At 67.3% G+C, this 12,051-nt stretch carries 16 protein-coding genes; 10 read left to right on the forward strand and 6 right to left on the reverse strand.

The features are described from left to right. The first annotated feature begins 39 nt into the window (after window positions 1-39). Both IEX72_RS08540 and IEX72_RS08545 read left to right on the forward strand, forming a co-directional pair. Window positions 40-573, forward strand: a complete 534-nt coding sequence (locus IEX72_RS08540) for a hypothetical protein (RefSeq protein ID WP_188786955.1) — start codon at window positions 40-42, stop codon at window positions 571-573. Window positions 574-650: 77 nt separating this feature from the next. After that, entirely contained in the window at window positions 651-1,232 is a 582-nt protein-coding gene (locus IEX72_RS08545; protein WP_229663793.1) for a DUF5812 family protein, read from the forward strand. Window positions 1,233-1,340: 108 nt separating this feature from the next. Here the strand turns inward: IEX72_RS08545 and IEX72_RS08550 are convergent, their stop codons facing one another. The 3 genes from IEX72_RS08550 to IEX72_RS08560 all read right to left on the reverse strand — a co-directional run bounded on the left by IEX72_RS08550 (window position 1,341) and on the right by IEX72_RS08560 (window position 4,303). Next, window positions 1,341-2,057, reverse strand: coding sequence for a universal stress protein (locus IEX72_RS08550; RefSeq protein WP_229663794.1), 717 nt, complete (start codon window positions 2,055-2,057; stop codon window positions 1,341-1,343). 2 nt (window positions 2,058-2,059) lie between these two features. Then, window positions 2,060-2,773 (reverse strand): universal stress protein UspA, encoded by a 714-nt coding sequence (locus IEX72_RS08555; RefSeq protein WP_188786957.1) that lies wholly within the window; start codon window positions 2,771-2,773, stop codon window positions 2,060-2,062. A 63-nt stretch (window positions 2,774-2,836) separates the two neighbouring features. Continuing rightward, complete coding sequence (locus IEX72_RS08560) at window positions 2,837-4,303, reverse strand: APC family permease (RefSeq protein ID WP_188786958.1); 1,467 nt, start codon at window positions 4,301-4,303, stop codon at window positions 2,837-2,839. A gap of 146 nt (window positions 4,304-4,449) precedes the next feature. On the opposite strand from IEX72_RS08560, the gene secF reads away from it, so the two are divergent. From secF to IEX72_RS08585, 5 genes are all read left to right on the forward strand, one after another. Then, window positions 4,450-5,319: a protein translocase subunit SecF gene (gene secF, locus IEX72_RS08565; RefSeq protein WP_188786959.1), complete on the forward strand. Its 870-nt coding sequence runs from the start codon at window positions 4,450-4,452 to the stop codon at window positions 5,317-5,319. Further along, window positions 5,319-6,929, forward strand: a complete 1,611-nt coding sequence (locus tag IEX72_RS08570; protein WP_188787003.1) for a preprotein translocase subunit SecD — start codon at window positions 5,319-5,321, stop codon at window positions 6,927-6,929. The genes secF and IEX72_RS08570 overlap by 1 nt, the downstream gene beginning before the upstream one ends. 333 nt (window positions 6,930-7,262) lie before the next feature. Further along, window positions 7,263-7,958, forward strand: a complete 696-nt coding sequence (locus IEX72_RS08575; protein ID WP_188786960.1) for an IMPACT family protein — start codon at window positions 7,263-7,265, stop codon at window positions 7,956-7,958. 61 nt (window positions 7,959-8,019) lie between these two features. Beyond that, complete coding sequence (locus tag IEX72_RS08580; protein WP_188786961.1) at window positions 8,020-8,259, forward strand: hypothetical protein; 240 nt, start codon at window positions 8,020-8,022, stop codon at window positions 8,257-8,259. Beyond that, on the forward strand, window positions 8,247-8,687 hold the full coding sequence (locus IEX72_RS08585) for a hypothetical protein (RefSeq protein ID WP_188786962.1): 441 nt from the start codon (window positions 8,247-8,249) through the stop codon (window positions 8,685-8,687). Before IEX72_RS08580 ends, IEX72_RS08585 begins: the two co-directional genes overlap by 13 nt. 260 nt (window positions 8,688-8,947) lie before the next feature. Here IEX72_RS08585 and IEX72_RS08590 read toward each other — a convergent pair whose 3' ends face one another. The 3 genes from IEX72_RS08590 to IEX72_RS08600 are packed head-to-tail and all read right to left on the reverse strand — an operon-like array spanning window position 8,948 to window position 10,301. After that, entirely contained in the window at window positions 8,948-9,160 is a 213-nt protein-coding gene (locus tag IEX72_RS08590; protein WP_188786963.1) for a DUF7569 family protein, read from the reverse strand. Window positions 9,161-9,210: 50 nt separating this feature from the next. After that, complete coding sequence (gene upp, locus IEX72_RS08595; RefSeq protein WP_188786964.1) at window positions 9,211-9,891, reverse strand: uracil phosphoribosyltransferase; 681 nt, start codon at window positions 9,889-9,891, stop codon at window positions 9,211-9,213. A gap of 2 nt (window positions 9,892-9,893) precedes the next feature. Next, entirely contained in the window at window positions 9,894-10,301 is a 408-nt protein-coding gene (locus IEX72_RS08600) for a cupin domain-containing protein (RefSeq protein WP_188786965.1), read from the reverse strand. A gap of 163 nt (window positions 10,302-10,464) precedes the next feature. Between IEX72_RS08600 and IEX72_RS08605 the strand changes: the two genes are divergently transcribed. From IEX72_RS08605 to IEX72_RS08615, 3 genes are all read left to right on the forward strand, one after another. Continuing rightward, window positions 10,465-11,151 carry a DUF5828 family protein gene (locus tag IEX72_RS08605; protein WP_188786966.1) on the forward strand — a complete coding sequence of 229 codons (687 nt, stop codon included), beginning with the start codon at window positions 10,465-10,467 and terminating at the stop codon, window positions 11,149-11,151. Window positions 11,152-11,270: 119 nt separating this feature from the next. Continuing rightward, window positions 11,271-11,510 carry a hypothetical protein gene (locus IEX72_RS08610; protein ID WP_188786967.1) on the forward strand — a complete coding sequence of 80 codons (240 nt, stop codon included), beginning with the start codon at window positions 11,271-11,273 and terminating at the stop codon, window positions 11,508-11,510. 98 nt (window positions 11,511-11,608) lie between these two features. Further along, window positions 11,609-11,989, forward strand: a complete 381-nt coding sequence (locus tag IEX72_RS08615) for a helix-turn-helix domain-containing protein (RefSeq protein WP_188786968.1) — start codon at window positions 11,609-11,611, stop codon at window positions 11,987-11,989. The last annotated feature ends 62 nt before the right edge of the window (window positions 11,990-12,051 follow it).

Genomic DNA, 12,051 nt, shown 5'->3' on the forward strand with positions numbered 1-12,051 from the left:
ATCGCTCCGTTCAAACCGCCCCGGCTCCAACGCCGGGCGATGGCATCCGGGTACGACGGCGTCTTCGGCGCGTTCCCCTACGCGTTCCGCGAGAGCGAATCGCGGCTGTTCAAGCTCTACGTCGTCGCGAGCGCGCTCGCAATCGTACTGATCGCGCTGTTCGTCGGCGCCGCTCTGATTGTGCTGATCGGCCAGACCGCCGCGGTCCAGGGCGGGTCGCTCACCCTCTCGCGGTCGTTCTACGTCGTGGTCGGCCTCCTCGTTGTCCTGCCCGCGATCGCGCCGATCCTGCTCGTCGCCCGCCGGCGCCGACGCGGGAGCAACAGCTCGAAACGCCACGAGGCGGCGCTCGCGGCCGCGGGGTTCGTGTTTCTCCTCTCGATCTACCTCGGCATCGTGGCGTCTATGCCCGAGACGTTCACCCTCGACTCAGAAACGGTGACCCGGCCGCCGCCGGGCGGCGCGTTCGCGCCGGTTGTCGCCGCGCTTTATGCGATTCCTCCCGTGTTCGCGTGGACCGTCCCGCTCGTCGGCGCGGCACTCGTCGGCGTCGCACACCGGCTGTTCGACTGAGCCGACGCACCGGCCGGGCCACGACGCCGGCGCACTCGACGAAACTCCGAAGTGATGTGACGGTCTATCCGGCGGTGATGACCGATTCCGACGGCTCTAATCCGGCCGATTCCGACGGCTCTAATCCGGCCGACTCCGACGGCTCTAATCCGGCCGATTCCGACGGCTCTAATCCGGCCGATTCCGACGGCGACGACCGCACCGAGGGGCTCTTTCTCGTCACGGCAGCCGAGGAGTCGTCGGCGGTGCTTCGGAACGTCGATACCGGCCAGGTGCACACCCTCTCGTCGAACCCGGGCGTCGAACACGGCGACGTCGTTGAGGGGGTCGTCGCGCCCGACCCGCCGATGAACGTCTCGTATCAGTTGGTCAAGATCGACTCCCGGTGGTCGGTGCCGGTCGACCGGAGCCCCGAGCCGCCGACCGCACACTCGGTCGACCTCGCGGCCGACCAGGCTGTCGGCGACCTCACACGGGAGCCACGGGCCGGCACGGGCGAGGTGCACGTGCTGGCCGTCCCCGAGGACGGCACCGACGACGCCGTCGAAGACGTCCTCGACGACGCGGACCAACTGCGCGCACGGGCCGCCCGACTCGGGGTTGATCGGGTCGAGATCCGGTCGGAACCGGGCGTGGTCTCGGTGCGGTACATGCCCTGATGCGTACTCCCGTCTCTTACCCCCGGGCGCCGCCAACGGGGGTGGCGTTCGGCGGGAGATCGTGAGAGGACTCGTCGTGACACGCCGTCGAACCGGCGGTTCGGCCGCCTACTCGACGTCCCGAACGACCAGGACCGGCCGCCCGGATTCCCGGATGATCCTCGACGGCGCGTCCCCCAGGATCTGCGCCACGAGTGACGGCTCGGACTCGCCGAGGACGAGCACGTCGTGGTTCGTGGCAGCGTCAACGATGTCGTCGATCGGCGTGTCGCTCTCGACGGCGACGGTGTCGATGCGGTTGTCGTCGATACCAGCATCCGCGAGTCGGTCGGCCGCGCCCGAGAGCAGCGTCGTCCCGACGCTCGGGTCCTCGTCGCCGGCGGGGGCGGCGTGGAACAGCGTGACCGACGCCTCGCTCTCGTGTAGAAGCGCCGCCACGACCGACAGGACCCGGTCGAGGTTTACGTCGCCGCGGACCGGCACAAGCACCCGCTCGACCACCCGGACTTCCTCCGGGATCACCACAACCGCGGCGCCGTAGTCGTCGGCGACGCGGTCGACCGTCTCCGTTCGGTCGCGGGTAAACACCACGAGCGTCTCCACGTCGGTGTCTTCGGGGAACTCGGCCGCGACGTCTTCGATGCGCGCGACGGCCGCCTCCTCGTGTTCGGCCTGCATCTGTTCTAGGGCGGTCTGGTCGGGGACGGGGTACCACCCGACGAGGACGACTTTCGCGGGGCGAAGCAGCGCAAGCAGGTCGGGATCCGGACGCTCGTCGCCGGAGACGTCGACCGGGACCAGAACCGTGGGCGCGGACTCTCGCATTGTCACCGCTCCCTCCGGACCGTGAGAACCGGCTTGCCGGTTCGGTCGTGGACCCGGTTCGACAGATCACCGACCACGCGCTCGCGGACGCTCGGTTCGGATTCGCCCAGCACGATGAAGTCGTGGTCGCCCGCCAGCTCACGGAGTTCGCTCTCCTGGGTCTCGGCGGTGGGCTCCACCCAGGTGATGGCGTCGCGGTCGAGCCCCCGATCGACCAGCCAGTCGGTCGCCCCCCGGAGGTAGAGTTCGGAGCGTGCGCTGCCCCGCTCAACGCTCTCGGCGTGGAACAGCGTCACCTCGGGGTCGCCCGCCATCATCACCAGTCGCACCACCTCGAGCACGCGGAACATGTTCGTCTCGTCCTTCAGCGACACCAGGATGTGGTTCAGCGACCCGACCGCGCCGGTGGTGAGCACGGCGTCGCACCCGTACTCGTTTCCGACCCGGTCGACGGTCTGGACCCGGTCGCGGGTGAACACGAGCACCGACTCGACCTCAACGCCCGCGTCGGCGAACCGCCGGGCACACGCCTCCAGAGCCGCCGTCGCCTCGTCCTCGTACTCCTCGCTGAGCTGTTGGGGCGCCGCCTGGTCGGGAACCGGGTAGTATCCCAGGACCACGATCCGGAGCGGGCGGAGCAGTTCCACCAGTTCCAGAGCGGGGTCGTCGGGCTCCGATGCGTCGACCGGGATGAGCAGTGTGGGATCGTCTAGCATGTGTGGGACCCTCCGAGCCGCGTCGGCCGCTCGTGGTTGTTTCGCCGACGGCAGCCAGCCGTATCAGTCATCGGTGTCACCGCCGCGGGTCGCCGGCGCGTCGTCGCCCGCGCCGATGTCGAAGTCGACATCAACCTCAACCTCGACGGCGGGCGGGGAGCGGTACCGCGCTAAGGCGCTGGTGTCGTCGATCCGTTTCCGGACGTACACGAAGTACCAGACGATGCCGCCGACCACCAACCCACCGGCCAGCAGGATCTGCTGTGGGTCCATGAACCCGATCAGCGCGAACGACAGCAGCGCCCCAAGGGCGGGCACAACGGGGTAGGCGGGCACCGCAAAGCTGGGGTCGTACCCCGTCGCGTCGGTCTCCCGCATCACGATGAGCGAGACGTTCAACAGCCCGTAGACGAGCAGGTGGAGGACGCTCCCGGCCTTCGCGAGGGCGTTGACCCGGCCGGCGACAATGAACACCAGAATGAGTGCGCCGGTCAGCACGATGGAGCGATAGGGGGTGTTGTACCGGTCGTGGATCTCCGAGAGCCGGGTGTCCATCAGGCCGTCGCGGCCCATGGCGTAGTTGATCCGCGAGGCCGACAACACCGACGCGTTGGCCGACGACGCCGTGGCCAACAGCCCGCCGAACGTCAGCAACCCCACCCCGATCACGCCGATGCCGAACCCGCCGAAGACGGCGCGGGCACCGATCGCGATCGCGGTCCCCTCGCCCGCGACCGCCTCAAGCGGGACCACACCGAGGAGAATCAGCATCGACACCGCGTAGATGGTCGTCACGAGCACCACCCCGCCGACCATGGCCCGCGGGAGGTTCTTCCCCGGCTCCTTGATCTCGCCCGCGACGGTCGCCACCTGCGCGAAGCCCAGGTACGAGACAAACACCAGAGCGGTCGTCGGCAGGACCGCGCCCGGCCCCGACCCCTGCGGGAAGATGGGGGTGACCTCCGAGAGTTGCACCTGAGTCGCCCCCAGCGCGATGAACGCCCCGAGGATGCCGAGGAGCACGATCACGATCACGTTCTGGAGGTCGCCGGTTCCGTCGGTGCTGAGGTAGTTGAGCGCGATGAACGCGGTCGCGGCGGCTAGTCCACCGATCTGCGGCCCGCTCAGAGGCACCGCGGCCACGACACCCAGGTCCAGATGCAGACTCGCCGCCAGGGGGTCGACGTAGTTGCCGAACCCGACCGCGTAGAAGGCGGTCGCGAAAGCCAACCCGAGCCAGTTCCCCAGCCCCGCAATGGAGCCGAACAGCGGTCCCAGCCCCTTGTTGATGAAATGGTACGGCCCCCCGGAGGCCGGCATAGCGGTCGCGAGTTCGCTGGCCGACAGCGCGGTCAGCATCGCGATCGCGCCCGCGGCGACGAACGCGATCGACGACCCTGGCCCGGCCAGTCCGGCCGCCGCACCCGGTAGGACGAAGATTCCGGCGCCGATCATCGTCCCGACGCCGATCATCAACGCCTCTTTGAATCCCAGCGTCCGCTCCAGTTGGGTCTCGGTCCCGCTTGCCATTGTGTCACACACGCGGGTCAGTACATAAATAGCTTCCAGGCGTTGAGGCGGACGCCGCCGGCGACGGGTGTTTGCCGGGTGTGCGACCGCTCGTCCGCGCGAACGTCATAAGAAGGCTTATTCGGCGGGACTCTCCACCGGTGGTTATGATCGAGTTCACCGTACCGGAGGTCGACTACACCCGGTACACGAACCGTCAGCTCGCGGCGATCCCGCTGGCCGTGCTGGCGGTTGCGATCCTCATCATCGCGGGCTGGTTCGTGATGACCGGCGTCCCGGTGAACCAGGGGATCGCGTTCACCGGCGGCACGGAGGTCCAAGTCGCGATCGACGGCCCCGAGGCGGCGGCCGAAGAGGAGATCCGGACGGCGTTCGACGCCGAGCCCGAATCCATCCGGTCGGTCCCGGCGCAGAGCGTCTACGTGATCACCTTCCAGTCCGGCGGGGCCGCGGAGTTGGAGCAACAAGCCGATGCCGCCGGGCTCGACGTGCGGTCGATCTCGTCGGTGTCGGCCAGTTTCGGCGCCGACACCCAGACCCTGGCGCTCGGCGGACTCGGGGTGGCGTTCCTCGGGATGAGCCTCCTCGTCTTCGCCATGTTCCGCGTGTTCGTCCCGTCGATCGCGGTCGTGATCTCGGCGTTCTCCGACATCGTGGTCCCCTTAGCGCTCATGAACCTCCTCGGGATCGAACTCTCCTTGGGGACTGTCGCCGCGCTCCTCATGTTGATCGGGTACTCGGTCGACTCCGACATCCTGTTGAACAACCACATCCTCCGGCGGTCGGGTGACTTCTACGAGTCGACCGACCGCGCCATGCGGACCGGTGTGACGATGACGCTGACGTCGATCACGGCCATGATCGTGATGACGATCGCCGCGACGGTGTTCGGGATTCAGCTTCTGGCCGCGATCGGGACGGTGCTGGTCTTCGGACTCGTGACCGACCTCATGAACACGTACATGCTGAACCTCAGTCTGCTTCGATGGTACAAGTTCAGGGGGGTCGCCCGCTGATGGTGGCGATCAGGGAAAACTGGCGGGTGATCCTGCTCGTCGTGTTCCTCCTGATCTCGGTGTTCGCGCTCTTTTCGCCCACGCTGGGGCCCGACGACCCTGGTTCCGGCGATGACGTCGCCGCGCAGGGGAGCGTGACGAACCTCCAGTACGGGCTGGAACTCTCCGGTGGCACCCGCGTGCGGGCGCCGCTGGTCGGCGTCACCGCCGAGGGCGTCGACTTCGGCGGAACCGACCGACGAGTCGTCGAACAGGAGGTTGCTGCGGAGATCGACGGCGCCGGCCCCGCCGACGTGATCGCCCGCTTCGGCGGGCGGCCGGCCGGGGGCCAAGACACCGCCCAACCACAACCGGGGTCGGAGACGAGCGACACCGTCGAGGTGACCGCCGAAGGCCTCACCACCGACGAGTTGGCTGCCGCACTCAACGCCGCCGGCTACGGCTACGAGACCACCCGCGAGGGCGTCACCGAGACCACACGGCAGGAGGTCGTGCGGATCCTGGAGAACAAGATCAACGAGGCGGGGCTCTCCGGCGGCACCGTCCAGGAGGTCACCACCGCCCAGGGTGACAACTTCGTCCTCGTCGAGGCACCCAACCAGGACGCCTCGTCGGTCCGCCAACTCGTCAGCGAGCGCGGGACGGTCGTAATCGAGGCGTACTACCCCGCGAACGACGGGAACTACACCCGCGACACCGTCCTCCAGCAGGAGGACTTCCAGAGCATCGGGACCGCACAGGACGGATCGGGTGGCCCGTACGTCCCCGTGACGGTTTCGGAGTCGGTCGCGCCGGAGTTTCAGCAGTCGATGCGCGATTCAGGGCTCGCACAGCAGGGCGGCACGCGGTGTACCTACCAGGTCGATCCGAGCAGCACCGAGCCGTGTCTGCTGCTCGTGGTCAACGGCGAGGTGACCAACGCCTTCGGCATGAGCCCTGGCCTCGCGGAGAACCTGCGGACCGGTGGGTGGGCTGATAGCCCCGTGTTCCAGCTGCAGACCACAAACGTCTCGGAGGCTCAGGAGGTCTCGATCAACCTCCGCGCCGGCGCGCTCCCGGCACAACTCGACTTCTCCGAGGAGAGCGGCGGGACGACGTCGTTCATCTCTCCGAGCCAGGGGTCGGATTTCCGGACCAACTCGCTCATCACCGGGATCATCGCGGTGCTCGCGGTCAGCGCCACGGTGTTCGTCCGATACAGGGACATCAAGGTCGCCGCGCCGATGGTTGTGACCGCGCTCTCGGAGGTCGTGATCCTGCTCGGGTTTGCGGCGGGGATCGGTTACCCACTCGATCTGTCGGTGATCGCGGGGTTCATCGCCGTCATCGGGACTGGGGTGGACGACCTCATCATCATCGCCGACGAAGTGATGGCGGAGGGTAAGATCAACTCCAGGCGGGTGTTCCAATCGCGGTTCCGGAAGGCGTTCTGGGTGATCGGCGCCGCGGCCGCGACCACCATCATCGCTATGTCGCCGCTCGCGATCCTGTCGCTCGGCGACCTCCAGGGCTTTGCGATCTTCACCATCCTCGGCGTAGTGGTGGGAGTCTTGATCACCCGGCCGGCGTACGGCGACATCCTCCGGTCGCTGACCACGATCGACCGATAAATCGCCTCGGGGTCAAGCCCTGAGGCACTCATCTTGATTATTTGTAGAACCGAGAGGCGTGTTGCCACCCTTGTCTCCGTGAGAGGGGGAGGGGGGATCGCGGAACTTCGCGGTGACGGTCACGTGACCGTTACTAATGTAACGGATACGCTATGGGACTCTCTGTTTGAATATCAGGCCGTGCTATCGTCAGCGGATTGCGTTATCGAGTGTCGGATTCATCCCCGCCCCGAAGCGCAGGGCGTTCTCCTCGCACTTCCGTAACCGCGGGGACGGACTCCGGACCCACCGCGACGCGAACCCTTTTGACCGCTCCGTCGACTACCACCGGTTGTGAGCGACCCACCTACGAACCCAGACTCTCCAACCTCCTTCCGGACCGTCGACGCCCCGGGTGAGGCGGCGTTCGAGGTCCGCGGGTCCGAATTCATCGGTTACGTCGCCCCCGCGACCGGCCCCGACGACGCCGAATCACTCCTGGAATCGGTCCGGTCGCAACACCCCGATGCGACCCATCATGTGCCCGCATATCGGGTCCCGGCCGACGGCAGCGGAACGGGCGGGATCAAAGCGGGCGGGGTCGCGACAACAACCGGATCCGAGCGAGGTTCGCCGATGCTCCGGGAGTACCAGTCGGACGACGGCGAGCCGACGGGGTCGGCGGGCAACCCGGCGCTGAACGTCCTGGTCCAGCGGGACCTCCGGAACGTTGCGGGGGTCGTGGTCCGGTACTACGGCGGGACCAACCTCGGCGTCGGCGGCCTGGCCCGCGCGTACGCCAGAGCCATCACAAACGCTGTCGACGACGCGGGCGTGGTTGAGGCGGTCCCCCACGAACGCTTCGAGGTGACAGTCACCTACGACGACTCCGGGGTTGTCCGCGGGTTGCTGGAGAGCGCCGACACCGAGTTCGAGTCGGCCTACGAGGCCGATGTCTCCTTCGCGGTCCGGGTCGCAGTCGACGAAGCCGCGGAGATCCGTGACCGGATCCGGAGCGCCACCAGCGGCCGGGCGACGATCGAACGCTGACGCGGTTGCGGTTCGGAACGAGACCAGCGTGTCGCTTTGTTCCTCCCCCGGATATTTGCGGGTGGCTGCCGAACCCGAGCGCATAGTCGACATCGACTCCGAGACGCTGTTCAACACCGCGGTAGCGGTGCTCACGACCGTCGCCGTGTTGGTGTTCGTTTTCAACGTTGATCTCGGCCACTCCCCGGTCACGGAGTTTGCGGTCGTCGTGGCGTTCCTGTCCGGGTCGTCGCGATCACCCAGCGCACCCACGACCGCCAGCAGACCTTCCTCGGCTACGGCGTCGTCGTGGTCTCGATAGTCGGCGTCTTCGTCGACGTCGTGAACACCCTTGACCTCGGTAGCGGGGCGGCGGTGCTCGGCTTCCTCGGGATCGCGGCCGCGCTGTTCGGGCTTCGGGCTCGCCTCGACAACGCGAACCGGCCGGTTTCCGGTCGAACCGCGACCGCGCTCTTCGGTGTGCTCACGACAGTTGCAATCGCGATTCTCGTCGTTGACGTGGTCACCGGCGGCCTCGCGTACGAACTCAGCCCCGAGACCCGGATCGAGGTCACCGACAACGCACGACAGAACCCCGTCGCCGCCTCGGTCGTGGTCACCAACCCGACCCCGCTGCCCGAGCGGGTCGACACCCCACACTACGAGGCCTGCGCTGCGGGTGACTGGAGCGAGATCACCGTCCCGCCGAACCGGGGGCGACGGAACGCCCGCCGGTCAGAGCGAACCTGAACGTCGACGACGGATACAACGGCCACGTCCTGGGATTCTCCTCGAAAACTTACCCGCCCCATCTGTACCTCAACGCCGCCAACGCCACCGGTGAGACCGTCGCGGTCGAGCGCACGTCGGCGTGCCCCGCCGACGACACCGGGGAGCCGTACGTCGCGATCTACGAGAACACCGACCGTCGGTATCGGGCCCCGGTCGCGGTCTGACCCCGACCTCCCAACCCGGGTGACTCGGAGGATCCATCCGCCCGGGTTCCCGGATCAGTCGACGATGATGTCCGCGTCGGTGTCGACTGTTGGTTTCTTTGCTCCGGGCTGCATCCGCGTCCGGTACTCCTCGATCCAATCGGCGAAACACTCGGGACACAGCCGCTGGCTGTCGACCTCCGAGCGGTCGACCCGGAGCTGGACCGTCCGCGCGAGCGGGTCTTCCGTTGGCGTGCCGCAGCCGTCGCAGGGCTCGGTTCCGGCCATACGTCTCCGTGTGTCACGCGTCATCAAAGGTGTTCGTGTCCGGTGCCTGACTACTTCGTCCCGAACGCCCGATCCCCGGCGTCGCCCAACCCGGGGACGATGTAGCCGTCGTCGTCGAGGTACTCGTCGATCGCGACCGTCAGGAGGTCCGCTTGCGGGAACTCCTTGTCCACCCGGAGCAGCCCGTCCGGCGCCGAGACCGCCGACAACACGAATACGTCGGTGGGGTCGACGTCCGAGGAGCCGAGCACGTGATCGAGGACCGCCGTCATCGTCGATCCAGTCGCGAGCATCGGATCTGCCACGATCACAGTGTCCTCGGGGGAGATCTCCGGGAGCTTCACGTAGTCGATGGTGATCGGGAACCCGCCGTCGTCGTCCATTCCAGCCCTCTCGTCCCGGCCGGCCGAGATGACGCCCTGTTTCGCGCGGGGGAACGCCTTCAGCAGCCCCTCCACGAACGGCGTCGCCGCGCGGAGCACGTTGATAATGACGACGTTCCCCAGTCCGCGGACGCGCTCGCCGGTGGTTTCGGTGAGCGGCGTCTCCACGGCCACATACTCGGTCTCCATGGCTCCGTCGATGATCTCGTAGCCGCAGATCCGGCCGAGTTTCACCAGCCCCTTCCGGAACGCCACCTGCTCGGTGTCGGTGTCGCGGAGCCGCGAAAGGGTGTCTTTCGCCAGCGCGTGGGTGATGAGGTACGCGTCGTCACGATCCTCGATGGGCATCGTCAGGCACCCCCGTCGCCGCCGCTGTCGGGCCCGTCGGCAGCCGGCTCGTACTGATGGACGGCGTCGTCGGTGGGTGTGCCGACCGCCAGCACCTCGACCGCCGCGTCGGCGTCGGCGGGGTTGTGCGCCCGGTGGGGCGACTCCGGCGTCGCGGCGAACACCGACCCCGACGGAACGACGTGTGTCCCGCCGGGTGTCTCCACAGCGAGCGTCCCGCTGAGGACGTAGAACGCCTCCTCCTGCTCGTCGTGGTAGTGGTAGTTCAGAGGGAGCTGTTCGCCCGGTTCCGCGCGGTAGCGGTTGACCGCGAGGTCCGACAGGTCGGTCGCCGCGGTCAGCCGGCGGAGTTCACACGGCCGACCATCCGCAGGGCGCACCGCTTGGCTGTCCACTACGTCGTATCCCATACCGGATTACATTCCGGGTCGGAGTAAAAGCCTCCCGGGTGCGGTCAACGCTCTTTCGTCGTCGGTTCCACGCCGACACCACCCCCACCGAGTCACGCCTTTGTGTGACGCCGACACTCGGGGTAGATCTTTATATTCCGCCGTTCGTACGTTTCCTGAGACGATGGAAGAGAGTGTCTCCGGGTTCAAAATTCGGGGCGCGTGGGGTGACGTTGTCGAGCACGGCGAACGGATCACCCGCGCGCTCCGCGACGCCGATGTCGACAGCGACGCATTCGAGGAATGGGACGAGTGGCGGCCAAAGTCGCACGAACGCCTCCGGGAGGACGTGGGCGAGAAGACCGCCGAGCAGGCCAGCGTCGCCGAGGGCGAAGGCGAAAAGGCGGGGAAAGGACCCGATGAGGACCTCCAGACCGCGGGCGAGCGCCTCTCGGAGTCGTATGAGCACGTCGAGAACGGCGACAGCGACGAGGCGGTCGAGCGGTGGTCGGAGTCGCTGGGGTACGTCGCCCGCGCCGCCGACTCGGCCGGCCGCCGAGCGCTCCGCCGCGTCGAGAACACGGTCTACCAGCGGGTGATGACCCAGATCGCCCCGTACTACTTCGACAACGAACTCGTGAGCGCCAACATCCAGAAGTCAACCCGCGGAGAAGGTGGCGTTGCGTTCATTTTCGAGGTGAACATCAACGACGACGACCTCAAAGACGAGGTCAGCACCCGTCTCGGCGAGTTCGACGACACGGTGACGCGGTGGCACGTCGACACGAAAAAACAGACCGGGACCGCGGAGGCCGCAGAGGGCGTCGAACCCCCGGAATCCGACGACCGGTCCCGGTCGACGACGAACTGAGACGGCGCACTGCGGTCGGCTACCGCTCACCGCTCACGAGGACTCGGCCACGCACAGTGGCACCCGCTTGCCCTCCGACACACAACAGTATCATACTCATCGGCAACGAACCGGCGGGTATGCCCACGCCACTCCGGGTCGAATCGGGTGAGCTGACCGCAGCGGAGATCGTCGAGACGCTCCGTGACGGGCGCCGCATCGTGGTTGAGGCGGAACTCCTGGGTGGGACCCACGAGGTTTCGCTTCGTCACGACGGCGAGACGTACTACTGCGACACCCCGACGACGCTCCACAAACACCCCGATCCCGAGGGTATGATCGGGTGTATCGAGCGGATGGGGTATGCCCGCGAGGCGTAGCCCGGCAACGCGACGACCGCGTTCGCGTCCGTGGGATCCGACCGCCCGGAACTGCCGCCGCCCGCGGATTTTTGTCGTCCGGGGGGCGATACCCGGGTATGAGCGACACGCCGGAGATGAGCGACCTCCTCGACGCCGAGGACCCGAGGTTCCAGCAGGTCCTCTCGTGTGTGTTCGGCATCAAGACCCACGAGAGCCGGACGTACCTCACCCTGCTGGACCACCCAGGGAGCACCGTCGCGGAACTCGCAGACGTGCTGGACCGTGATCGGAGCAACATCAACCGGTCGTTGACAACGCTGATAGAGAAGGGACTGGCCGAACGTGAGCGCCGGTTGCTCGACTCGGGCGGATACATCTACCAGTACACCGGCACCGAGCTCCCGGAGGCGAAATCGATGCTCCACGACGCCTTAGACGAGTGGGTCGAACGCGTTCACCGGAGTATCGACGACTATGGCGAGGAGGCGGCGTCGTGAGGCCACGGGGTCTACACTGGCCGGCCCCCGCGGGCCCGTACTCGAACCGCCCGGTTTTTCAC

The sequence above is a fragment of the Halobellus salinus genome (genome assembly GCF_014646875.1).
In the GTDB taxonomy this organism is placed as follows: domain Archaea; phylum Halobacteriota; class Halobacteria; order Halobacteriales; family Haloferacaceae; genus Haloquadratum; species Haloquadratum salinum.

Bases quoted from the DNA above. Each gene is read 5' to 3' on its own strand.
- IEX72_RS08610 (WP_188786967.1), top strand. From the start codon at position 11,271: ATGCCCACGCCACTCCGGGTCGAATCGGGTGAGCTGACCGCAGCGGAG.
- upp (WP_188786964.1), bottom strand. From the start codon at position 9,891: ATGCCCATCGAGGATCGTGACGACGCGTACCTCATCACCCACGCGCTG.
- IEX72_RS08540 (WP_188786955.1), top strand. From the start codon at position 40: ATGGCATCCGGGTACGACGGCGTCTTCGGCGCGTTCCCCTACGCGTTC.
- IEX72_RS08560 (WP_188786958.1), bottom strand. From the start codon at position 4,303: ATGGCAAGCGGGACCGAGACCCAACTGGAGCGGACGCTGGGATTCAAA.
- IEX72_RS08550 (WP_229663794.1), bottom strand. From the start codon at position 2,057: ATGCGAGAGTCCGCGCCCACGGTTCTGGTCCCGGTCGACGTCTCCGGC.
- IEX72_RS08600 (WP_188786965.1), bottom strand. From the start codon at position 10,301: ATGGGATACGACGTAGTGGACAGCCAAGCGGTGCGCCCTGCGGATGGT.
- IEX72_RS08605 (WP_188786966.1), top strand. From the start codon at position 10,465: ATGGAAGAGAGTGTCTCCGGGTTCAAAATTCGGGGCGCGTGGGGTGAC.
- IEX72_RS08590 (WP_188786963.1), bottom strand. From the start codon at position 9,160: ATGGCCGGAACCGAGCCCTGCGACGGCTGCGGCACGCCAACGGAAGAC.
- IEX72_RS08555 (WP_188786957.1), bottom strand. From the start codon at position 2,773: ATGCTAGACGATCCCACACTGCTCATCCCGGTCGACGCATCGGAGCCC.
- IEX72_RS08570 (WP_188787003.1), top strand. From the start codon at position 5,319: ATGGTGGCGATCAGGGAAAACTGGCGGGTGATCCTGCTCGTCGTGTTC.
- IEX72_RS08545 (WP_229663793.1), top strand. From the start codon at position 651: ATGACCGATTCCGACGGCTCTAATCCGGCCGATTCCGACGGCTCTAAT.
- IEX72_RS08615 (WP_188786968.1), top strand. From the start codon at position 11,609: ATGAGCGACACGCCGGAGATGAGCGACCTCCTCGACGCCGAGGACCCG.
- secF (WP_188786959.1), top strand. From the start codon at position 4,450: ATGATCGAGTTCACCGTACCGGAGGTCGACTACACCCGGTACACGAAC.